At 62.4% G+C, this 20866-nt stretch carries 17 protein-coding genes; 9 read left to right on the top strand and 8 right to left on the bottom strand.

The window, feature by feature from the left end; translation table 11 throughout:
• Positions 1-129 precede the first annotated feature (129 nt).
• Positions 130-801: a ribose-5-phosphate isomerase RpiA gene (gene rpiA, locus OP494_RS06445; protein ID WP_280539896.1), complete on the top strand. Its 672-nt coding sequence runs from the start codon at positions 130-132 to the stop codon at positions 799-801.
• On the opposite strand, the gene waaA is transcribed toward rpiA, so the two are convergent.
• From waaA to OP494_RS06430, 3 genes are read right to left on the bottom strand one after another with little or no spacing between them, the layout of a single operon-like run.
• Positions 798-2090, bottom strand: a complete 1293-nt coding sequence (gene waaA, locus OP494_RS06440) for a lipid IV(A) 3-deoxy-D-manno-octulosonic acid transferase (protein WP_280539894.1) — start codon at positions 2088-2090, stop codon at positions 798-800. The genes rpiA and waaA overlap by 4 nt on opposite strands.
• 24 nt (positions 2091-2114) lie before the next feature.
• Positions 2115-3545: a bifunctional D-glycero-beta-D-manno-heptose-7-phosphate kinase/D-glycero-beta-D-manno-heptose 1-phosphate adenylyltransferase HldE gene (gene hldE, locus OP494_RS06435; protein WP_280539893.1), complete on the bottom strand. Its 1431-nt coding sequence runs from the start codon at positions 3543-3545 to the stop codon at positions 2115-2117.
• Positions 3535-4647 carry a glycosyltransferase family 9 protein gene (locus tag OP494_RS06430; RefSeq protein WP_280539891.1) on the bottom strand — a complete coding sequence of 371 codons (1113 nt, stop codon included), beginning with the start codon at positions 4645-4647 and terminating at the stop codon, positions 3535-3537. Before OP494_RS06430 ends, hldE begins: the two co-directional genes overlap by 11 nt.
• Here OP494_RS06430 and OP494_RS06425 point away from each other — a divergent pair.
• Positions 4646-5371 (top strand): 3-deoxy-D-manno-octulosonic acid kinase, encoded by a 726-nt coding sequence (locus OP494_RS06425; protein WP_280539890.1) that lies wholly within the window; start codon positions 4646-4648, stop codon positions 5369-5371. The genes OP494_RS06430 and OP494_RS06425 overlap by 2 nt on opposite strands.
• 10 nt (positions 5372-5381) lie before the next feature.
• Positions 5382-7223, top strand: coding sequence for a DUF3413 domain-containing protein (locus OP494_RS06420; protein ID WP_280539889.1), 1842 nt, complete (start codon positions 5382-5384; stop codon positions 7221-7223).
• 17 nt (positions 7224-7240) lie between these two features.
• On the opposite strand, the gene OP494_RS06415 is transcribed toward OP494_RS06420, so the two are convergent.
• Positions 7241-7483, bottom strand: a complete 243-nt coding sequence (locus OP494_RS06415) for a hypothetical protein (protein ID WP_280539888.1) — start codon at positions 7481-7483, stop codon at positions 7241-7243.
• Positions 7484-7543: 60 nt separating this feature from the next.
• Here OP494_RS06415 and OP494_RS06410 point away from each other — a divergent pair, with 60 nt between their 5' ends.
• Genes OP494_RS06410 through OP494_RS06400 form a run of 3 tightly spaced genes read left to right on the top strand, consistent with a single transcriptional unit; the run spans position 7544 to position 11003 of the window.
• Positions 7544-8623, top strand: a complete 1080-nt coding sequence (locus OP494_RS06410) for a glycosyltransferase family 9 protein (protein WP_280539887.1) — start codon at positions 7544-7546, stop codon at positions 8621-8623.
• Positions 8611-9372, top strand: coding sequence for a glycosyltransferase family 2 protein (locus OP494_RS06405; protein ID WP_280539886.1), 762 nt, complete (start codon positions 8611-8613; stop codon positions 9370-9372). The genes OP494_RS06410 and OP494_RS06405 overlap by 13 nt, the downstream gene beginning before the upstream one ends.
• Before the next feature lie 56 nt (positions 9373-9428).
• Positions 9429-11003 (top strand): sulfatase-like hydrolase/transferase, encoded by a 1575-nt coding sequence (locus OP494_RS06400; protein WP_280539885.1) that lies wholly within the window; start codon positions 9429-9431, stop codon positions 11001-11003.
• Here OP494_RS06400 and waaF read toward each other — a convergent pair.
• Positions 10996-12027, bottom strand: a complete 1032-nt coding sequence (gene waaF, locus OP494_RS06395; RefSeq protein ID WP_280539884.1) for a lipopolysaccharide heptosyltransferase II — start codon at positions 12025-12027, stop codon at positions 10996-10998. The genes OP494_RS06400 and waaF overlap by 8 nt on opposite strands.
• Positions 12020-12976 carry an ADP-glyceromanno-heptose 6-epimerase gene (rfaD, locus tag OP494_RS06390; RefSeq protein WP_280539883.1) on the bottom strand — a complete coding sequence of 319 codons (957 nt, stop codon included), beginning with the start codon at positions 12974-12976 and terminating at the stop codon, positions 12020-12022. Before rfaD ends, waaF begins: the two co-directional genes overlap by 8 nt.
• A gap of 126 nt (positions 12977-13102) precedes the next feature.
• On the opposite strand from rfaD, the gene glyQ reads away from it, so the two are divergent.
• From glyQ to gmhB, 3 genes are all read left to right on the top strand, one after another.
• Positions 13103-14059, top strand: coding sequence for a glycine--tRNA ligase subunit alpha (gene glyQ, locus OP494_RS06385; protein ID WP_280539882.1), 957 nt, complete (start codon positions 13103-13105; stop codon positions 14057-14059).
• Positions 14060-14061: 2 nt separating this feature from the next.
• The gene (glyS, locus tag OP494_RS06380; RefSeq protein ID WP_280539881.1) at positions 14062-16128 is read left to right on the top strand and encodes a glycine--tRNA ligase subunit beta; all 2067 of its coding nucleotides are present in this window, start codon (positions 14062-14064) and stop codon (positions 16126-16128) included.
• Positions 16129-16536: 408 nt separating this feature from the next.
• Positions 16537-17103 carry a D-glycero-beta-D-manno-heptose 1,7-bisphosphate 7-phosphatase gene (gene gmhB, locus OP494_RS06375; RefSeq protein ID WP_280539880.1) on the top strand — a complete coding sequence of 189 codons (567 nt, stop codon included), beginning with the start codon at positions 16537-16539 and terminating at the stop codon, positions 17101-17103.
• Between the two features lie 171 nt (positions 17104-17274).
• Here gmhB and gyrB read toward each other — a convergent pair whose 3' ends face one another.
• Together gyrB and recF are read right to left on the bottom strand one after the other, a co-directional pair.
• Positions 17275-19692 (bottom strand): DNA topoisomerase (ATP-hydrolyzing) subunit B, encoded by a 2418-nt coding sequence (gene gyrB, locus OP494_RS06370; RefSeq protein ID WP_280539879.1) that lies wholly within the window; start codon positions 19690-19692, stop codon positions 17275-17277.
• Positions 19693-19711: 19 nt separating this feature from the next.
• Entirely contained in the window at positions 19712-20797 is a 1086-nt protein-coding gene (gene recF, locus OP494_RS06365; RefSeq protein WP_280539878.1) for a DNA replication/repair protein RecF, read from the bottom strand.
• Positions 20798-20866 lie beyond the last annotated feature (69 nt).

Here is a 20866-nt window from a genome sequence, read left to right as displayed (position 1 = left end):
GCACGGATAAGCTCTATAATGGGCACGGATTTCGCCGATACGTCTCTATAATGACGTTTACACGAACGCTTATATGAACGATTGCACAAACGTCTTACGACTCGATACGAACGCCCATACGGACGCACCATGACCCAAGACGAACTCAAGCGCGCGGTGGCCGCCGCCGCCATCGAGGATATCAAGCCCTTGCTCGGCCGTGACACCATCATCGGCGTGGGCACCGGCTCCACCGCCAATTTCTTCGTGGACTTGCTGGCCGGGCTCAAGCACGACTTTCAAGGCGCAGTGGCAAGCTCGGACGCCACGGCCGAACGCCTGCGAGGCCACGGCATCGATGTCTTCGAGCTCAACCACGTGGGTACGGTGCCGGTTTATGTCGACGGCGCCGACGAAATCGATGCGCACTTCAACATGATCAAGGGCGGCGGTGCAGCGCTGACGCGTGAGAAAGTCGTCGCCGCCTGCGCCGAGCGTTTCGTGTGCATCGCCGACGCCTCCAAGCACGTCGACGTGCTCGGCGGCTTTCCGCTGCCCATCGAGGTGATCCCCATGGCGCGCTCCTACGTGGCGCGCGAACTGGTCAAGCTGGGCATCACCCCGGTCTACCGCGACGGCGTGGTCACCGATAACGGCAACCAGATCCTCGACGGATACGAATGCCTGTTCGAGGACCCCAAGGCCATGGAGCAGCGCCTCAACAATATCGTCGGCGTCGTCACCAACGGACTCTTCGCCCAGCGCGGCGCCGATGTGTTGCTGTTGGGGACGAATGAGGGTGTCGAGCGCCATACGCCCTAAGCGTGTACATCCGCCGGCAGGCGCGCCGCGATGCCTTCCAGCGTCTTTTCCAACGCGCCGCGATTGGCGGCCACCACGGCTTCACCGGCGGCACCCAGCCGGCGGCGCTGTTCGGGGTCGTCGGCAAGGGTCGCCAGGGCGTCGCCCAAGGTCTCGGCAGCGTCGATCTCGCAAAGTGCCTTGGCCTCGCGCAGGGTCTCGGCAATGTCCTGAAAGTTCTCCAGATGCGGCCCGGTGAGTACCGGCACGCCGAGGGCGGCGGGCTCGAGCAGGTTGTGTCCGCCGATGGGCACCAGGCTGCCGCCTACGAAGGCGGCGTCCGATGCGGCATAAAAGCGCATCAACTCGCCCATGGTGTCGCCCAGCAGGACACTCGTCTCGGCGCTGGGCGCTTCACCTTGCGAACGCCGCGCGAGGCGCTCGCCGCGTGCCTCACAGAGTTCGGCCACTGCCGAAAAGCGCTGCGGATGGCGCGGCACCAGCACCAACAGCGCCTGAGGATGCGTGCGTCGTAGGCGGGCATGCGCGGCCAGCACCTGCTCGTCCTCCCCCTCATGGGTCGAGCCTGCCACCCAAACGAACCGCGCCCCCCACTGGGTATGTAAACGCTCACCTTCATCACGCGACTCGGCATTGATGGGCAGATCGAACTTGATCGAGCCGACGACTTCGCCGCGCTCACGGGCCAACCCCAATGCCGTGAAGCGTTCGAGATCCGACGATGACTTGGCCGCCAGCCAACTGACCGCGCCCAGTGCGCCACGCAGCAATGGCGCCACCTTGCGATAGCCCTGGAAAGCCTTATCCGAGAGCCGAGCGTTGGCGACCACCACGGGCACGTGCTGCCGTTCGCACGCTGCCAGCAGGTTGGGCCATAGCTCGGTTTCGACGATGATCGCCAGGCGCGGGCGCAAACGGGCGATGAAACGCCGCGCCGTCCCCGGGAAATCCAGCGGCAGGAAATAATGCGTGAGCGCATAGCGCTCGGCAGGAAACAGCGCTCGCACGCGCTCGGCGCCAGTGGCAGTCATGGTGGTGACCACCAGGCGGTGGTCGGCGTGGCGCGCAGCCAGGGCCTCGATCAAGGGCCGTGCCGCCAGCACCTCGCCGACCGAAGCGGCATGCAGCCAGATCGTCGGTGGGCCGTCCGCCGCCGCAGCGACCAACCCCAACCGTTCCGCGCGCTTGTTAGTAAGCGCATGCTCACGCCATACCCGCCACCAGATAAGCGGCGAGAGCAGATACAACAGCGCGCTGTAGAGACCGCGAGCGACATCCGGCGCCATCATTGCGCCGCCTTTTCGTACATAGCCTTAGCCTTCACGGTCGAGAATGGTGCCGATCATCGCCGTGGTGGAGACGCCATCCTCGAAGTTGAGCACCCGGACCTCACCGCCATCGGCGATCACCGCCTCGCCGCCGGCGATGTCTTCGGGACGATAGTCGCCGCCCTTGACCAGCACATCGGGCAGTACCTCGGCGATCAGGCGTGCCGGGGTTTCCTCGGCGAAGGGCACCACCCAATCTACCGCACTCAAGCCCGCCAGCACCTGCATGCGGCGTTCGAGGGCGTTGATCGGCCGCTTGGGGCCCTTGAGGCGCGCCACGGAGGCGTCGTCGTTGACGGCCACGATCAGCCGATCTCCCAGCCGTTTGGCCTGCTCGAGATAGGCGACATGGCCGGCATGCAGGATGTCGAAGCAGCCGTTGGTCATCACCACGCGCTCGCCGCGCAGCTTGGCCGCGCGCACCGCGTCGACCAATGCGCTTTCCTCGATGGGGCCGAATTCGGCAAGCTTGTCGCCATGCAGCGCCGTGTAGAGCTCGGCGATGGACAATGTCGCGGTGCCCGGCTTGGCGACCACCAGCCCCGCCGCCAGGTTGGCGAGCATGATCGCTTCGGGATAGCCGTGGCCCGCCGCTAGCGCCAATCCCAGTACGCCGATGACGGTATCCCCGGCGCCGGTGACATCGAAGACCTCGCGCGCATGCGTCGGCAGATGCAGCGGCGCATGACCCTCGCGGATCAACGTCATGCCCTTCTCGCTACGCGTGACCAGCAGCGCCTCGAGCTGCAAGTCGGCGCGTAGCTGCTCGCCCTTCTCGGCGAGCGTGGCATCGTCGGGGCATGGCCCCACTACCGCTTCGAACTCGCCCAGATTGGGAGTGATGATGCTCGCCCCGCGATACTTGTCGAAGGCGTGGCCCTTGGGATCGACCAGCACGCGCTTACCTGCCTGACGCGCGATGGCAATCAGCGTTTCGACGCGGTTGAGGCTGCCCTTGCCATAGTCGGAGAGGATCACCACGTCGGCGTCGGGCAACGCTGCCTCGACGCGCTCGGTCAGGCCTTGGGTGTCGATCTCCCACAGCGATTCCTCGAAGTCGAGACGCAGCAACTGCTGGTTGCGACTCATCACACGCAGCTTGGTGATCGTCGGAATTTCAGGGCTGTGATGAAAGTAAGTACTTACATCGGAAGCTTCAAGGCTCGCCTTGAGCAACGCGGCATTGTCATCTTCACCAACCACGCCCGCCAGCGCGGCGTGCGCGCCCAACGCGGCGATATTGAGCGCCACGTTGGCGGCGCCGCCGGGACGGTCTTCCGATTCACCGACCTTGACCACCGGCACCGGCGCTTCCGGCGAGATACGTGAGGTACCGCCGTGCCAATAACGGTCGAGCATGACGTCACCCACCACCAGCAGGCGGGCCTGTTCGAGAACGGTCAGATCAAGCTTCATGGTCGGGCTCCGAGCGGGGCGAAGCGGACGGCGAGGCATCCAGCAAGGCATCGAATTGGGCGATGACGTCGTCGGCACGGATCAGGCTCATGGCGTCGGGGTGCCGCACGCGCGTGCCCCACGGGATGACCTCCGGTGACTTGTGCAGATAACGACGCACGGCATCGGGATAGCGGTCGACCACGAAACGCCGCCAGCAATAGGGCGCCGCGCGATCGGGATTGGTGGTGGCGAAAAGCCCCAGCGTAGGCGTGCGCAGGGCGTTGGCCATGTGCACCGGCCCGGAGTCGGGGGCGATCACCATGCGTGCGCGGTCGAGCATGGCCAGCAGACCCTTGAGCGAGGTGCCGCCGATGGCATCGATGACCGCCCCTTCCGCGCATAGGGCGCGAATGCGCGCGCCCATTTCCTGCTCCTGGGCGCTATTGCCCCCGGTCATTACCGTACGCAGGCCGTGCTCTTCCCAGGCATGCGCGATCACTGCCGCATAGCCCTCGGCGGACCAGTTGCGGAAATTGCGCAGGCGCGGGTTGGCGCAGGGACTGATCACCACATAAGGCGCCTCGCCGGTGACGCGTACGGCTTCCTGGTAGGCGCTGTCGGGGATCGCCAGGTCCCAGCGCAAGGGTTCGGCGTCGACGCGCTCCTCGCCGCCCAACAAGCGTGCGAAGTCGAGAAACGATTCCAGGACATGCGCGTGGGCATGCAGCGCCAGTTGACGGTGGGTGAACCAGTGCTGCCAATCCTTGGCCCGAGCCTTGTCGTAGCCGATACGCAGGTCCGCCTTGAGGCCCAGAGAAAGCACGCTGGCGCGCAGCGCCTGTTGCATGTGCAACAGCACATCGAAGCGCGTGTCGCCGAGCCGACGCCAGATCTCACGCATGCCGGCCCAGCCCGAGGCCTTGTCATAGACGATGAACTCGACCCCTGATAGACCGGCCAGTAGACTGTGCTCCCCCTTGCCGATGATCCAGGTGATGCGGGCATCGGGCCATAGGCGCTGCAGCACGCGAATGGTCGGGACGAGGTTGCAGACATCGCCTAGCGCGGACAGTCGTAGTACACAAATATGCGCGGGACGGACGGGCAGAGGATGCTTCATGCGGTTGGCAACATTCCAAACGGGACAGGCATTCATTCTATATGATGCCGACATTCTATGTGACGCCGGCCACGGGCCACAAATCGACCCACGCTGGTTGACCCCGGACTTCTGGCACGAGCGCGACGCCGTACTCGGCGAAGCGCCGGGGCGTGGGGCGAGCCTTTTCGTCGCCTGCGGCGACGAGCGCTGGGCGCTGCGGCCCTATCGACGCGGTGGCCTGATCGCCCGGCTCAGCGACGCGCGCTATGTGTGGACCGGGCTCGAGCGCACCCGCGCCTTTCGCGAGATGCGCCTGACCGCTGAACTCAAGCAGCGCGGCCTGCCGGTGCCCGCGCCGGTGGCCGCTGGCGTGTGGCGACACGGCCCGAGCTACACCGCCACGCTGATCACGCGGCTTATTCCCGATGTCACGGCCTTGGCCGAGCGCCTGCCGACGGCGACGCCCGCCCTTCTGAAGCGGGTCGGGCATACCGTGCGCCGTTTTCACGACGCCGGGCTCGACCACGTCGACCTCAATGCTCGCAACCTGCTCGTCGACGCCGACGATCGCGTCTGGCTGATCGACTTCGACCGCTGCCGGTTGCGCCCCCCGGGGCGCTGGCAAGAGAGCAACCTGGCACGCCTCAAGCGCTCGCTCGTTCGCTTCTCGCCCGCCAATGCGGAACACGCTTTCATCGCCATTGTCGATGGTTATCGAAACGCTCCCGGTGACTCACAATAAGGTGATCTGCATGCACGATACGTTGAGGCGTCGTTGGCGCAGCACTCTGATTTTTGCGCTGTTGCAACTCCCGCTCGTGTGGCTGATCGCCCTGCGTTATGTGCCGTATCTCGCGATCCCCGACGATGCCATGGGAGTGGCGTATCTGATCCTGACCTGGGTCGGCCATTTCGGCATGCTGGTATTGCTCGCCTGGTTGCCGCTGGGTGTGTTGGCACTATTGTTGAAGGCCCGCTGGCTATGGCTGCCAGCGGCGCTATTAGGCGCACTCGGGCTATGTGCGCTGTTACTGGATACCGTGGTCTACGCCCAGTACCGCTTCCACGTGAACTACTTCATGGTCTCGCTGTTTCTGAACGACAAGAATGGCGAGATTTTCAGCTTCACGACCTCGACCTGGCTTGTAGTGGCCAGCTGCGTGCTGGTGGCGCTGGCAGTGGAAGGCTGGCTCGCCCACCGCCTGGTCGCGGGCAGGCGTGGTCGCCGCGTACCGGTCGGCCTGGCCTGTAGCCTGGTGCTTTTGGCCCTGGTCGGCAGCCACGCAGTGCATGTCGTCGCCGATGCTCGCTATATGCGTAGCGTGACCCAGCAGGTGGGGATCTATCCGCTGCTGTTCCCGGCGACCGCCAAGGATTTCATGGAGGATCACGGCTGGCTCGACCCCCGCGCTGCCCGCGCCGCAAACGCCGATCTCAACACCCAGCAGGCACAAAATCTCGACTGGCCCAAGAGCCCGCTAAGTTGCCAGCCCGATGACACCCCCAATGTCATGGTGGTGTTGATCGACTCGTGGCGCGCCGACGAATACGGACCTCAAAACACGCCGAATCTCTATGCCGCATTGAACGAGAACGGACGCCGCTATCTGAATCACTACAGCGGCGGCAATGCTACCCGCAACGGGACGATGAGCCTGTTCTACGGCCTCACTGGCAACTACTACGCCTATCTCGACGACACCCAGACGCCCCCCTTGCTGATCACCCAGCTACAGAAGCAGGACTACGCGCTGGGCATCTTCTCCTCGGCCAGCCTCGATAGCGTCGGTTTCGATCGCACGATTTTCTCCTCGGTCGATCCCCTGCGATTGAGCACGCCGGGTAACTCGCCCGCGGGCCGGGACGAGAGGATGACCGAAGACTGGTTGAAGTGGCTGGATCAGCAAGAGCAAGAGGACGCGTCACCGTGGTTCGGCATGCTGTTCTACGATGCGCCACACGGCTATGACGTGCCGGCCGATGCTGCTCAACCTTTTCAGCCGTCTATCCAGAACATGGATTATCTCGAGCTGGGTCCCGATACCGATCCGGTGCCCTCCTTCAACCGCCATCGCAATGCCGTACATTACGATGATGCCCTGCTCGGCCGTGTGATCGACGATCTCAAGGCCAAGGGTGAATGGGAGAACACGATGCTGGTGGTCACCGCCGATCACGGCCAATCATTCGATGATTTCGACAAGAACTACTGGGGCCACAACAGTCACTTCGCCTCGCCGCAGACCCACGTGCCGATGCTCGTCAACGGACCTGGCGTCGAGACGGGCGAGGTCGCGGGCATGACCAGCCACCTCGACGTGGCCCCCATGCTGATGCGCCACGCCCTGGGTTGCAGCAATCCGCTCTCCGACTACGCCATGGGCGAGGACCTGCTCGAGCCTGGCATCGACCATCCTTGGGTCGAGTCCAGCAGCTACATCGACTACGGCATCATCGAGCCGGACCGCATCACCGTGGTCGATGGCACCGGTCAGTGGGAGATCGTCGACCGTCAGCTCGACCCGATCGAGGGCGCCGAGTTCTCGCCGGCAGTGTTTGAAGCAATGCAGTGGTTCCGTAAGTTCTATCGCTAGGGGGTCTGCCGTCTCGGCTATGCGGCATCCGCGTAAATCTCGCACAGCCCGGACACATGTCGGGCCAGCGTGCAGCGTGCATTGACGAAGCGGCAGGCGTTGGCGCAGTCGGCCAACGTCTGGGCCAGACGCGTTCCTTCGAGCGTCAGCACATAGGCGCGCCACCCCTGGCGGGCCAGCTCGGGTATAATGCGCGCAGGGTACATTTCCAGCCCGCCCCAGCCGCGGGATAAACAGATGTGCAAAACCTTGTGCTGCAAGGCAAGCTCCTCGGACAATGTTCGACTCACGCGTCGACGCCACCGGGCACAGGAGACTCGATGACCCAGTCGCGCCCACAGCGCATCCTCGTGGTACGCAACGACAAGCTCGGCGACTTCATGCTCGCCTGGCCGGCCCTGGCCTGCCTAAAGAGTGCCCACCCCGACAACCATGTTGCCGTGCTGGTGCCCCCCTATACGGCGCCCTTGGCGCATGCCTGCCCATGGATCGACGAGGTGATTCTCGACCCGGGCGGCGCCGCGCCGCGACGCCAGCAGAAAGACTTGCTCGCGCAGCTTCGCGCCGGAAAGTTCGACGCCCTGCTGACGCTGTTCTCCACGCCACGTATCGGGTGGCTGGGGTGGCGCGCCGGCATTTCCCTGCGCATGGCGCCCGCCACCAAATGGGCTCAGGTATTTTACAACTTTCGCATTAAACAACGTAGGTCGCGATCGCAGAAACCCGAGTACGTCTACAATCAGGACCTGGCCGCCGCCCTGCTGCACACCCTCGGCCAGGACATGCCAACGCTGACGCCGCCTTACTGGCCACTGCCCGATGCGACGCGCGACGCCCAACGCCAGCGCTTGAGCGACGAACTGTCGCTGTCCCCGACACGCCCCTGGTGGTTTCTGCATCCCGGCAGCGGCGGCTCGGCAGTCAATCTCAGCGTGGCGCAATACGCGGATCTTGCTCAGGCAATCAGCGCCAATCTTGCCGCACCTCCGAAGTGGGTGCTTACTTATGGTCCTGGCGAGGAAGCCGTTGCCCAGCACCTGGTAGAGACGCTCAATGCGCGCGATGTCGATGCAGTGCTCATGCCACCACGCGCCAGCCTGACCGATTTCGCCACGACCCTGGCCGCCGCCGATGTCTTCGTCGCCGGTTCGACCGGGCCCTTGCACATCGCCGGGGCGCTCAACCGGCCCACGATCGGCTTCTACCCCGCCAAGCGCTCGGCCACGCCGCTACGCTGGCAAACCTGCAACGCCGAGACACGCCGCCTGGCCTTCAGCCCACCGGCCGACGACGCCTCCGCCAGCGATATGTCGCGTATCGACATCGCAGCGGTGGCACGCCAAATCGCCGACGCCTGGCCGACGCCAACGGCCACCGAGGAAACGCCATGCAACCGCTGACCGGTATCGTCATCACCCTCAACGAGCAAGCCAATATCGCCGACTGCGTGCGTTCGCTGTCACGCGTCTGCGACGAAGTCATCGTCGTCGACTCGCTGAGTAGCGACGACACCGTGGCGATTGCCGAGGCCGAGGGCGCTCGGGTGATCGCGCAGGTTTATCTCGGCGACGGCCCACAAAAGGCGCACGGCGTGCCGTTCGCCAAGAATGACTGGATCCTGGCCCTGGACGCCGACGAGCGCCTCGACGACGACGCCGTAACCCTGATCGAATCGCTCGCCCTCGATGATCCACAGACCGCCTACAGCTTTCGACGCAAGAACTACGTGGCTCGGCACTGGATTCGCGCCGCGGGCTTCTACCCGGACTCGGTGGTACGCCTCTATAACCGCACTACCGCCGGCTACCTGCCCAAGAAGGCGCACTCTTCGGTCGAGGCCCCCAAGGTCGAGGCCACCACTGCGCACTTGCGACATTTCACTTACGAAGACATGTCGCACTGGATCCGGCGCATCGACGCGCTCTCCAGCCGCGATGCCTGGGCGATGAAAGAGCGCGGTGTACGCCCCTCACGACTGCGCCCGACGCTGCACGCCGTCAACGCGATGCTGCGCAAGCTGGTCTTCAAGGGCGGCATGCTCCAGGGAATGGACGGCATGACGGTCGCTCTGACCACGGCGTTTCATGCCTACATGAAGTACGCCAAGCTCAACGAGCTCTACGAACTCGAACAAATGCCGCAACGATGAGTCAGATCGGCTTCTTCGCTGTCATACTCTAGTCATAAAGACAAGGACGCGTTCTTATGATGAAGCTGCCGCCCGCCATCCTCCGCTGGAGCGTGCTTACCTACCTCGGCTTATGCCTGGGGTATCTCTTCACCACACTGACCATCACCAGTCACTGGTTTTTGTTTCCCGTCGCGGCAGTGTGGGTCGCCATCGCCTGGTATTTTCGCTGGGGCCATCCCGCGCAGCGCTCTAGCACGCGACGCGTCTTGCCCTGGTCGTCGATTCCGCTGGCCCTGTGGTGGATCTACCTGTACCTGGACGATAGCTTCGGCAAGGTGGATCTGGGCGCGGTGATTTTCCATTTACAGGCAGGGATGACCGAGCATGGCGGCGAAGGCCGCGTCGTCGCCGCGGTGATCTTCACCCTATGCGCCATCGTCATGCTCATGGCCTTTACTTGGCTGGTACGCGCCGATCACCGGTGGCGGCTGTGGGAGCGTGTCGGCGCGCTCTTCCTGCTGGCCTTCAATCCGCTGCTGTTCGGTCTCTCGCAACGCGGCGCTTCGGTGGTCACCGAGGGTGATTGGTTGCGCGATCACTACCGCGTCCCGAGCATTGAAAGCGAGCCGCAAACGCGCCCCAATCTTATCTATCTCTATCTAGAGAGCACCGAGCGAACCTACGCCAACCGCGACACCTTCGGCGACGCCTATGAGGATCTCGCCGAGCTCGGCAAGCGCGGTACCGTCTTCGAGGGGCTCAAGCAGCTCGACAATACCGGTTGGACAACCGCCGGCATGGTCGCCACCCAGTGCGGCGTGCCGCTGATTCCCGCCGGGTTGAAACATGACAACCAGTTCGAGCCGCTCGACGAGGTACTCCCGCACACCCAGTGCCTGGGCGACCTGCTCGATGCCAAAGGGTACGATCTCACCTACATGGGCGGGGCCAGTACACGTTTCGCCGGCAAGAAGGTGTTCTACGAGGGACATGGCTTCGACCGCGCGCTGGGCCGCGACGAGCTGGAGGATCAGGTCACGCCGCCGGATTACCTCAACGATTGGGGCCTTTACGACGATACCCTGCTCGACATGGCCACCGAACGCATTCGCAAGCTCGCCGAGAATGACGACCGCCAACCCTATGCCATGTTCGCCCTGACCCTGGCGGCGCATCCGCCGTTCGGCAACCCGGCTCAGGCGTGCCTGGAGAACCAAGGCAAGTTCGACGGCGTCGATATCCTATATTCGGTGAAGTGCACGGGCTGGCTGGTACGTCGTTTCCTGAAGCGGCTCGACGCGGAAGGCCTGCTCGACAATACCCTGGTGGTGATCTCCAGCGACCACCTGAGCATGAAGAACTCGGAGTGGCCGCAGCTGGTCGACGCCGAGCGCGAAAACACTTTCATGATGCTTGGCGAGGGGGTCCCGGCCGGGAAGCGCATCCAGCGCCAGGGATCGATGGTCGATGTCTACCCGACGGTACTCGAAGCCATGGGCTTCACGCTGGACGCACGCGCTGCCGGGTTGGGGCGCTCACTATTCGCCAAGGCCCCCACGCTGGTCGAAGAATACGGCCTGGAGACCATCAACGACCACATGGCGGAGGAAGACGCGCTGCAAACCTACATGTGGAAAGGGGTCAACTGAGCGCCGCGTGCCGAATCGCCGCCAACAGCCGCGCCGGTTCGAGATGACGCAGACAATTAGTGTGTCCCAGCGGGCAGTCACGCGCGAAGCACGGCGAGCATGACAGATACAGATCGTGGATCTCGGCGTTTTCGGTCAGAGGCGGCGTGTAGGCCGGCGAGGACGAGCCGTAAATGGCCTGCACGCGCGTGTCCACCGCCGCCGCCACGTGCATCAGCCCCGAGTCGTTGGTGACCACTTGCTGGCAGTCAGCGAGCAGGTCCACCACCTCGGTGAGCTTGGTACGCCCGCACAGGTTATGCACGCCATCCAGCCCTTGGCTGATCGTCTCACCGGCGTCGGCGTCCTTGGGGCCACCCATCACCCGCACCTCGAAGCCCTCGGCCACCAGGCGCTCCGCCAGGGTGCGAAAATGCGCTAGCGGCCACTGCTTGGACGGTCCAAACTCGGCGCCCGGCATCATGCCAATGGCAGGACGATCCGAGAGCCCCAGCGTCTCGTGCAGGCGGCGTTGTTCGTCGGCATTGACCTCGAGGCGCGGCGTGGGAATCGCAAAATCCCCGGCTTGCGCCTCGTCCTCAGGCAGGCCCAACGAGACGAAGCGCTTCACGGTTTGATTCAGCACGCTTTTATCGAGCTCACGGCGTGCATTGAGCACCACGTAGCGCTGCTCGCCCTGGAAACCCAAGCGCTCAGGGATGCGGGCCAGGAACGGCACCAGCGCCGATTTCCAGGAGCGCGGCAACACGATCGCCCGGTCGAAGCGGCCCTTCAGCGTGCGCGCCACGTTGCGCCGCGTGGCCCAACCGAATTCGCCGTGCTTGACGTCCAGCGCAACGGTCTCGTCGACCTCGGGCATGCGCGCCAGAATCGGCAGCGACCAGCCCGGGGCCAGTACGCCAAGGTAGGCCTCCGGATAACGCGCCTTGAGCGTCATGAACAGGCTCTGCGCCATGACCATGTCACCGACCCAGGAAGGGCCGACGACGAGCAGGCGTGGGGAGGTAGCGATGTCGTCAGCCATTCAACCAATCCAGGTAGGCGTTGACGCCTTCGCGCACGGTCTTGAATTCCGCCGGGTAGCCCGCCTCACGCAGGCGCGAGATATCCGCGCGGGTGTAGCTCTGATAACGCCCCTTGAGCTCTTCGGGAAAGGCGATGTAGTCGATCTTGCCGGTGGCGTAGTAATCGATCACCGTCTCGGCGATGGCCTTGAACGGTTCCGCACGGCCGGTGCCCAGATTGAAGATGCCCGACACCTCGGGGTTGTCGAGGCACCATAAATTGACGTCCACCACGTCGCCGACATAGATGAAGTCACGGCTTTGCATACCGGCTTCATAGCCTTCCCAGGCACCGAACAGCTTGGGGTTCTCACCACGCTGCACCTGCGTGTGATGGTGATAGGCGACGCTGGCCATCTTGCCCTTGTGCTGCTCGCGCGGGCCATAGACGTTGAAATAGCGGAAACCCACCACCTGAGCCTCGAACTCCTCCCAGTGAACGCGCACGTACTGGTCGAACAGTAGCTTGGAATAGCCGTATACGTTGAGCGGCTTCTCGTGCTCCGGTGCCTCCACGAATACCTCGCTGCCACCGTAGGTCGCCGCCGACGACGCATACAGAAAGGGAATGCGTTTGTGCTGGCAAAAATGCAGCAGCACCTTGGAATACTCGAAGTTGTTCTCGAGCATGAACTTGCCGTCCCACTCGGTAGTATCCGAACAGGCCCCTTCGTGGAAGATGGCCTCGATCGGCGGCAAGGCGCTCGGCTCACCGCGCAGTTCGGCCTTCACACGCGCCAGGAAGTCATCCTTGTCGAGATAATCACCCAGCGTGCAGTCGGCGAGATTGACGAACTTGGTGCCGTCGGAGAGGTCGTCGACCACGAGCACATCCTCGTGGCCGCGTGCATTCAGAGCCTTCACTAGATTGGCGCCGATAAAACCGGCACCGCCCGTCACTACGATCATGTCGTCGATTCCTTCAAGTCGTGCACCCACACGGAAGCGTGCTTTTCGTCACGGTGCCTATAACCGATTAACCGCTAATTGTATACTTGGCAGTTCGTGAATTCATGGGCCAACGGTACTTCACCAATGACACAGTCGACGCCAGACGTGAAAACCTTCCAGGGCCTGATCCTTGCCCTGCAACAGTACTGGGCCGAACAGGGCTGCGTAATCATGCAACCCCTGGACATGGAAGTCGGAGCCGGCACCTTTCATCCCGCGACCTTCCTGCGCTCCATCGGCCCCGAGACCTGGAATGCCGCCTACGTGCAGCCATCGCGCCGTCCCACCGATGGGCGCTATGGCGAGAACCCCAATCGCTTGCAGCACTACTATCAGTTCCAGGTGGTGATGAAGCCCTCCCCCCTGGAGCTACAGGCGCTGTATCTGGGCTCGCTCGAGCGTCTCGGCATCGACCCGCAGGTCCACGACATTCGCTTCGTCGAAGACAACTGGGAGTCTCCTACCCTAGGTGCCTGGGGCCTCGGCTGGGAAGTCTGGCTCAACGGTATGGAAGTGACCCAGTTCACCTACTTCCAACAAGCCGGCGGCATCGAATGCTATCCGGTCACCGGCGAGTTGACCTACGGCCTGGAACGCATCGCCATGTACCTGCAAGACGTCGATAGCGTCTACGACCTAGTATGGAACTACGCCCCCGATGGTTCATCCGTCACCTACGGCGATGTCTACTTACAGAACGAACGCGAACAGTCGGCTTACAATTTCGAACACGCCGACGTCGACTATCAGTTCTCGGCTTTCGACCACAGCGAAGGCGAATGCCAAAAGCTGCTCGACGCAGGGTTGCCCCTGCCCGCCTACGAGCACGTGCTCAAAGCATCGCATACTTTCAACCTGCTCGACGCCCGGCACGCTATCTCGGTCACCGAGCGTCAGCGTTACATCCTGCGTGTGCGCACCATGGCCCGTGACGTCGCCCACGCCTACTTTGAATCGCGCAAGGCAGCCGGGTTCCCCATGGCACCCGAAGCCATCCGTCAGGAACTGCTGAGCCGAGAAAGCAACGAGGGAGACGCGTAAGAATGGCATCCAACACCCTACTGGTCGAACTCGGCGTCGAGGAGCTTCCGCCAGGCGCCATCGAATCCCTCGCCAATGCCCTGCGCGACGGTATCGCAAATGGCCTTACCGACGCCGAGGTTCCCTTCGAAGCAGCTCATGCCCACGCCACGCCACGCCGTTTGGCAGTCAGCATCGAGGCGCTTGGCGACAAGCAGCCGGATCGCGAGATCGAGCGGCGCGGCCCCGCCCTGGCCGCCGCCTTCAAGGACGGCGAGCCCACCAAGGCCGCGGAAGGCTTCGCGCGTTCCTGCGGGGTCAGCGTCGCGGACCTGATCCATCTGGAAACCGACAAGGGTACCTGGCTCGGCTATCGCTATCAGGAACCGGGCGAAGCCACCACGGCGCTGCTGCCGGCCATACTCAAGCGTGCCGTCAATGCCCTGCCGGTGCCCAAGAACATGCGCTGGGGCGCCTCTCGGCTCGAATTTTCGCGCCCCGTGCATTGGTTGGTCATGCTCTACGGCCAGGACGTGGTGTCCGCCGAGGTACTCGGCCTCGAAGCCGGCCGCACCACCCAAGGGCATCGCTTCCATGCCCCGCAGGCCATCGAGCTGGCGCACGCCGACGACTATCTGGATGTGCTCGAAAATGCCTTCGTACTAGCCGATAACGACCGCCGACGTGAGCGCATCCGCGAGCAGGTGCTGGCCGAGGCAGAGGTCAACGACGCCACGGCCGTCATCGACGACGACCTACTCGACGAAGTCAACGGCCTGGTCGAATGGCCAGTGGCGCTGACTGGCAGCTTCGACGAGCGCTTCCTCGAAGTACCCGCCGAGTGCTTGATCTCGTCGATGAAGGCCAATCAGAAATACTTCCACCTGCTCGACGCCGAGGGACAACTCAAGCCGGCCTTCATCACCGTCTCCAACATCGAAAGTCGCGATCCACAGCAGGTCATCGAGGGCAACGAGAAAGTCATCCGCCCGCGTCTGGCCGATGCCGCTTTCTTCTACGATACCGACCGCAAACAGACATTGGCCTCGCGGCGCGATGCGCTGGATAACGTGGTCTTCCAGAAGTCGCTGGGTACGCTGGGTGACAAGGCGCGACGCATGCAGACCATCGGTGCGCTCATCGCCGCTCGGATCGGTGGCGACGTCGACCATGCTCAACGTGCCGCACAGCTCGCCAAGTGCGATCTGGTCACCGAGATGGTGCTGGAATTCCCCGAGCTCCAGGGCATCATGGGCACCTACTACGCCCGTCAGGACGGTGAACCGGAAGAAGTAGCGCAAGCACTCCACGAGCAGTACCTGCCGCGTTTCGCCAGCGACGACGTACCCAAGACGCAGACCGGCTTGGCCTTGGCCTTGGCTGACCGCCTGGATACGCTGACCGGCATCTTCGGTATCGGCCAGCGTCCCACGGGCACCAAGGACCCCTTCGCCCTGCGTCGCGCCGCCATCGGCGTTCTCAACATCCTGGTCAAGGGTGAGCTCGATCTCGACTTGCGCGAACTGCTCGAACTCGCCGCCGCTCAGCATGGCGAGCTACCCAAGGCTGACGGCCTGATCGACGATGTGCTCGACTACATGCTTGATCGCTTCCGCGCCTGGACCCAAGACGAAGGTATCGCCGTTGAAGTTTATCTGGCGGTGCGCTCTCGACCAGTGACGCGGCCGCTCGATTTCGCGCGCCGGATTCGAGCCGTGCATGCCTTCAGTCAGCGGGAAGAAGCAGCAGCGCTGGCGGCGGCTAACAAGCGTGTCTCCAACATTCTCGCCAAGCAGCAGCACGACGGCGCTACCGCCGTGGATGCCTCTCTTCTGCAAGCCGAAGCCGAGACGACGCTGAGTGAGGCGCTAGAGCAGTGCCATCAGGCGGTACGCCCATTGATCGATGCCGCTCGTTACAGCGAGGCACTGGACGTTCTGGCACGCCTGCGAGGCCCTGTCGACGCGTTCTTCGATGACGTCATGGTCATGGCCGAGGATGATGCCGTGCGTCGCAACCGCCTTGCTTTGCTGGCCAGCCTCCAGGCCTTGTTCCTGGAAATCGCGGATATCGCCCAGTTGCAGCAATAACCGCATGCGCGTTGCAGACGAAAAGGGTGGCCCTTATCGGGGCCACCCTTTTGTGTTTCACGTGGAACAAAATGCTCATCGGCATTCACGCTTACTAACTACACCAGCCAGCCTCCTAGCCTCTTCTTTCTTCCCCGCGTGTCAGCTACAAATGTTTCACGTGAAACATGGCACCCCAGATTTAGCGCCGAGAATGCGCTCTTCCCTCTTCCCTCTTCCCTCTTCAGCTCGTAGCTCGTAGCTCGTAGCTCGTAGCTCGTAGCTCGTAGCTCGTAGCTCGTAGCTCGTAGCTCGTAGCTCGTAGCTCGTAGCTCAAGAATTGTTCCACGTGAAACATGGCGTACTTTTGCAGTCGGTGCACTTAGCCGCGATAATTGACAGCAGTTTTCCTGATAGCCGCGAGCCTCCATGCCTCAACTCGTTATCCTCGACCGAGACGGTGTCATCAACCGGGACAGCGATGACTACGTAAAATCGCTCGATGAATTTCTCCCTTACCCTCAGGCCATCGAGGCCATTGCACGCTTAACGCAAGCCGGCTGGACAGTTGCGGTGGCTACCAATCAATCGGGCATCGCACGTGGCTATTACGATGTAGACACCCTCGAGGCGATGCATACCGAGATGCAAACACTGGTGAATGTTGCTGGCGGCAAAATCGACCACATCGCCTATTGTCCCCATGGGCCGGACGATGACTGCTCCTGCCGCAAGCCTTTGCCCGGGCTGCTGGAGCGCATACGCGATGCACTCGGGCTAGAAACGCTTGAAGGTAGCTGGATGGTGGGCGATAGCCTGCGCGACCTACAGGCCGGCGATGCCATGGGATGTCAAAGCGCTCTGGTACGTACAGGCAAGGGAGCGCGCACTGAGCTAAAGGGCACAGGCCTCGGTCATGCACGCATTTTTGACGACCTTGCCGCCTTCACCGACTGGCTCCTCTCGTGCGAGAAAACGGCTTCTTGCCATTACTGACATGCTTGCGCGCAGCTTGGCCTCCCCTCACCTGCCCTGCCCTGCCCCACAAAAAAAGCTGGCAACGTCGTGTGACGTTGCCAGCCTCTCCTGTAGCCTACTCACCACAATCTAGGCAGGACACTTCATGGTGAATGTTCCACGTGAAACATCGCCTGCCCAGTGTCTGCGTTAGATATCCAGATTGGCGACCAGCGCATTGCGTTCGATAAAGTCACGACGCGGCTCGACCTCATCACCCATCAAGGTATTGAACATCATGTCGGACGCCACGGCATCCTCGATGGAAACACGCAGCATCCGGCGAGAATTGGGATCCATGGTGGTTTCCCACAACTGCTCGGGGTTCATCTCGCCCAAGCCCTTGTAGCGCTGCACACTCAAGCCACGTTGGGCCTCGCTCATCAGCCATTCGAGCGCTTCGTAGAAGGTGTCCACCGAACGCTGGCGCTCACCGCGAGCGACATAGGACCCTTCTTCAAGCAGTCCGTCCAGCGTCTCGCCCAATGCGGTCATGGCGCGGTAATCGGCGCTGCGGAAGAAATCGACGCCCCACACGTAATCGGTCGTGACCCCATGCGCCGTCAGTGCTACGCAGGGTAGATAAACACCGCGCTCGGCGTCTTCCTGGAGATGGAAGGTATAACGGGGGCCGCCCTCGTAAGCGATGAGATCGTCCATTTCGCGCTGCAGATGGTCGATCCAATGCTGCATGGTCTCGCGGTCCTTGAGGCTTTCGCTTTCGAGCCTCGCGGTATGCACGATCTTGCGCAGCACGAGATTGGGATAAACGCGCGAGAGACGGTCGATACGCCGCATGACATCGCGATATTCGCTCACCAGGGTCTCGAGCTGCTCGTTGGCGATACCCGGCGCGTCGGCATTGACGTAGAGGCGCGCGCCATCCAGCGCCGTCGTGGTCAAATAATCCGTCAGCGCCTGTTCATCCTTGAGATAGGTTTCCTGCTTGCCGCGCTTGATCTTATAAAGCGGCGGCTGGGCGATGAACACATGACCACGTTCGATCAGTTCCGGCATCTGCCGGAAGAAGAACGTCAACAGCAGTGTACGGATGTGCGAACCGTCGACATCGGCATCCGTCATGATGATGATCGAATGGTAGCGCAACTTGTCGGGATTGAACTCCTCGCGCCCAATGCCACACCCCAACGCCGTGATCAGCGTGCCTACTTCCGCCGACGACAGCATCTTGTCGAAACGCGCCTTCTCGACGTTCAGGATCTTGCCCTTGAGCGGCAGAATCGCCTGGGTGCGCCGGTCGCGCCCTTGTTTGGCGCTGCCGCCCGCCGAGTCGCCCTCGACCAGATAAAGCTCCGACAGGCTTGGGTCTTTCTCCTGACAATCGGCCAGTTTGCCCGGTAGCCCGGCGATATCCAATGCACCCTTACGGCGCGTCATATCGCGCGCCTTACGTGCAGCCTCGCGAGCGCGCGCGGCGTCGAGCATCTTGTTGACGATGGCCTTGGCCTCGTTGGGCCGCTCCACCAGATAATCGCCCAGCTGGCGCCCCATCTCCTGCTCTACCGCCGTCTTGACCTCGGACGACACCAGCTTTTCCTTGGTCTGCGACGAGAACTTGGGATCGGGCACCTTGACCGACACGATCGCCGTCAACCCTTCCCGTGCATCGTCACCGGCCGTGTTGACTTTGGCCTTTTTCAGCAGCCCTTCGGTTTCGATGTAGTGATTGAGCGTACGCGTCAAGGCTGCCCGGAAGCCGGCCAGGTGGGTGCCACCATCGTGCTGGGGAATATTGTTGGTGTAGCAGAAGATGTTCTCGGAGAAGGTATCGTTCCACTGCATCGCCACTTCGACGCCAATGCCGTCTTCGCGTTGCGTTTCGAAATGGAAAACGGGGTTCAACGTCGCCTTGTTGGTGTTCAGGTGATCGACGAAGGCCCGTAGCCCGCCTTCATAGTGAAACAGCTCTTCCGCGCCCGAGCGCTCGTCGAGCAAGCGAATCGCGACGCCGGAGTTGAGGAACGACAGCTCACGCAAGCGCTTGGCCAGAATGTCGTAGTGAAACTCGATATTGGCGAAGGTTTCGGTCGACGGCTTGAAGTTGACCTGAGTACCGCTCTTCTCGGTCTTACCTACCACATCCAAGGGAGAGTCGGGCACACCGTGATGATAGATCTGCTCATAAACCTGACCCGCGCGCCACACCGTGAGCTTGAGCTCTTCGGAGAGCGCGTTGACGACGGAAACGCCAACGCCGTGCAGGCCGCCCGAGACCTTATAGGAGTTGTCATCGAACTTGCCGCCGGCATGCAGCACCGTCATGATGACCTCCGCCGCCGAGACATTCTCCTCCGAATGCATATCAGTCGGAATGCCACGCCCATTGTCACTGACGGTGACGGACTCATCGGGGTGGATCACCACGCGAATCTCGCTGCAGTGTCCCGCGAGCGCTTCGTCGATGGAATTATCCACCAACTCGAAGACCATGTGATGCAGGCCCGTACCATCATCGGTATCGCCGATGTACATGCCAGGGCGCTTGCGTACCGCATCCAGGCCCTTGAGGACCTTGATGCTCGATGAGTCGTAAGCTTGTTCGCTCATTGCCTACTCCGTCGTGAAGTCATTCCGTGAGCAGTCGCCCGTGTTCCACGTGAAACATCGCGACATCCGTTTCCGACTGCCATGCATTCTCGAGCGCACTGCGCTCGACTCCGGTAATAAAGACCTGGCAGTGCAAGCGTGCCAGCCAATGACAAAAGATCCGCCGATGCGAAACATCAAGCTCGGCAGCCAGGTCATCGATCAGGTAAACGCAGGTACGCCCCGTCAGTTCCTCCAGCAAGCGCCCTTGGGCTAACTTCAGCGCGCTCACTACCAACTTTTGCTGCCCGCGCGATAGTTCTTCCACGGCAGCTCGCTTACCGATGCGCAAGCGCAAATCGGCACGTTGCGGCCCCTGCTGGGTAAAGCCCATTTGCCGGTCGGTGTCCCGGCCATTTTCGAGCACGTCCAGCAACCCACGTTGTTTATCCCATCCGCGGTAATAACGAAGAGACAAGCCGGAAAGCGGCAACAACTCATGTAATGTCGCTTCGAATGTCTTGGCGAATTGCGCCATGTAGTCGCTGCGCAAGAGGTCGAGTTGCTCACTCCAATGCGCCAACTCTTGCTCCCAGACACGCATCGATCGTAGGTCGATTCTATCATGCCTGAGCAGGGCATTCCGATGTTTCAGGGCGCGCCTGACCCGTCGCCATGCCTCGAAGAACTCGTGTTTCACGTGAAACACTCCCCAATCCAGAAACTCACGCCGAGCCGCAGGTGCGCCTTCCAATAGGCGGAACGCATCGGGGTTGATCAGTTGCAGGGGGAGCGTTTCCGCCAAGCGCGCCACGCGAATACCGCGCTCGCCATCGAGACGAATTTCCAGCTCGGAAGCATCGCGTGCCCGTCGAACGCCCAGCGATACCGGCGGATCACCCGACAGGCGACCGTGCAAGGTGACGGCATCAGTGTCGTGGGTAATCGCGCGCTTGAGCTTCTGGGTGCGGAACGAGCGCGCCATGCCCAGCATGTGCACGCCTTCCAGCAAGCTGGTCTTGCCACTGCCATTGGCACCGGTCACCAGGTTGATTCCCGGCGCGGGGCGCATATCGAGTGCGTCCAGGTTACGCAAACCTAGGAAATTGAGACGTTCGAGGGGCATAAGGGGATCGGAGGCAGCATGCCACCTCGGACGCGGTTAGCAATGTCGGCGTGAACCGACCCGCGCCCG

The sequence above is a fragment of the Chromohalobacter sp. 11-W genome (assembly GCF_029889905.1).
Taxonomy (GTDB): domain Bacteria; phylum Pseudomonadota; class Gammaproteobacteria; order Pseudomonadales; family Halomonadaceae; genus Chromohalobacter.
The sequence above is the reverse complement of the archived record's forward strand: the minus strand, read 5'-3'. Positions and strand labels throughout refer to the sequence as shown.

What these genes read in the sequence shown, in the direction of transcription:
- rfaD (WP_280539883.1), bottom strand. Translation starts at nt 12,976, where the DNA reads ATGATCGTAGTGACGGGCGGTGCCGGTTTTATCGGCGCCAATCTAGTG.
- hldE (WP_280539893.1), bottom strand. Translation starts at nt 3,545, where the DNA reads ATGAAGCTTGATCTGACCGTTCTCGAACAGGCCCGCCTGCTGGTGGTG.
- OP494_RS06405 (WP_280539886.1), top strand. Translation starts at nt 8,611, where the DNA reads ATGCAACCGCTGACCGGTATCGTCATCACCCTCAACGAGCAAGCCAAT.
- glyS (WP_280539881.1), top strand. Translation starts at nt 14,062, where the DNA reads ATGGCATCCAACACCCTACTGGTCGAACTCGGCGTCGAGGAGCTTCCG.
- glyQ (WP_280539882.1), top strand. Translation starts at nt 13,103, where the DNA reads ATGACACAGTCGACGCCAGACGTGAAAACCTTCCAGGGCCTGATCCTT.
- OP494_RS06400 (WP_280539885.1), top strand. Translation starts at nt 9,429, where the DNA reads ATGATGAAGCTGCCGCCCGCCATCCTCCGCTGGAGCGTGCTTACCTAC.
- rpiA (WP_280539896.1), top strand. Translation starts at nt 130, where the DNA reads ATGACCCAAGACGAACTCAAGCGCGCGGTGGCCGCCGCCGCCATCGAG.
- waaA (WP_280539894.1), bottom strand. Translation starts at nt 2,090, where the DNA reads ATGATGGCGCCGGATGTCGCTCGCGGTCTCTACAGCGCGCTGTTGTAT.
- OP494_RS06420 (WP_280539889.1), top strand. Translation starts at nt 5,382, where the DNA reads ATGCACGATACGTTGAGGCGTCGTTGGCGCAGCACTCTGATTTTTGCG.
- recF (WP_280539878.1), bottom strand. Translation starts at nt 20,797, where the DNA reads ATGCCCCTCGAACGTCTCAATTTCCTAGGTTTGCGTAACCTGGACGCA.
- OP494_RS06430 (WP_280539891.1), bottom strand. Translation starts at nt 4,647, where the DNA reads ATGAAGCATCCTCTGCCCGTCCGTCCCGCGCATATTTGTGTACTACGA.
- OP494_RS06425 (WP_280539890.1), top strand. Translation starts at nt 4,646, where the DNA reads ATGCGGTTGGCAACATTCCAAACGGGACAGGCATTCATTCTATATGAT.
- OP494_RS06410 (WP_280539887.1), top strand. Translation starts at nt 7,544, where the DNA reads ATGACCCAGTCGCGCCCACAGCGCATCCTCGTGGTACGCAACGACAAG.
- waaF (WP_280539884.1), bottom strand. Translation starts at nt 12,027, where the DNA reads ATGGCTGACGACATCGCTACCTCCCCACGCCTGCTCGTCGTCGGCCCT.
- gmhB (WP_280539880.1), top strand. Translation starts at nt 16,537, where the DNA reads ATGCCTCAACTCGTTATCCTCGACCGAGACGGTGTCATCAACCGGGAC.
- gyrB (WP_280539879.1), bottom strand. Translation starts at nt 19,692, where the DNA reads ATGAGCGAACAAGCTTACGACTCATCGAGCATCAAGGTCCTCAAGGGC.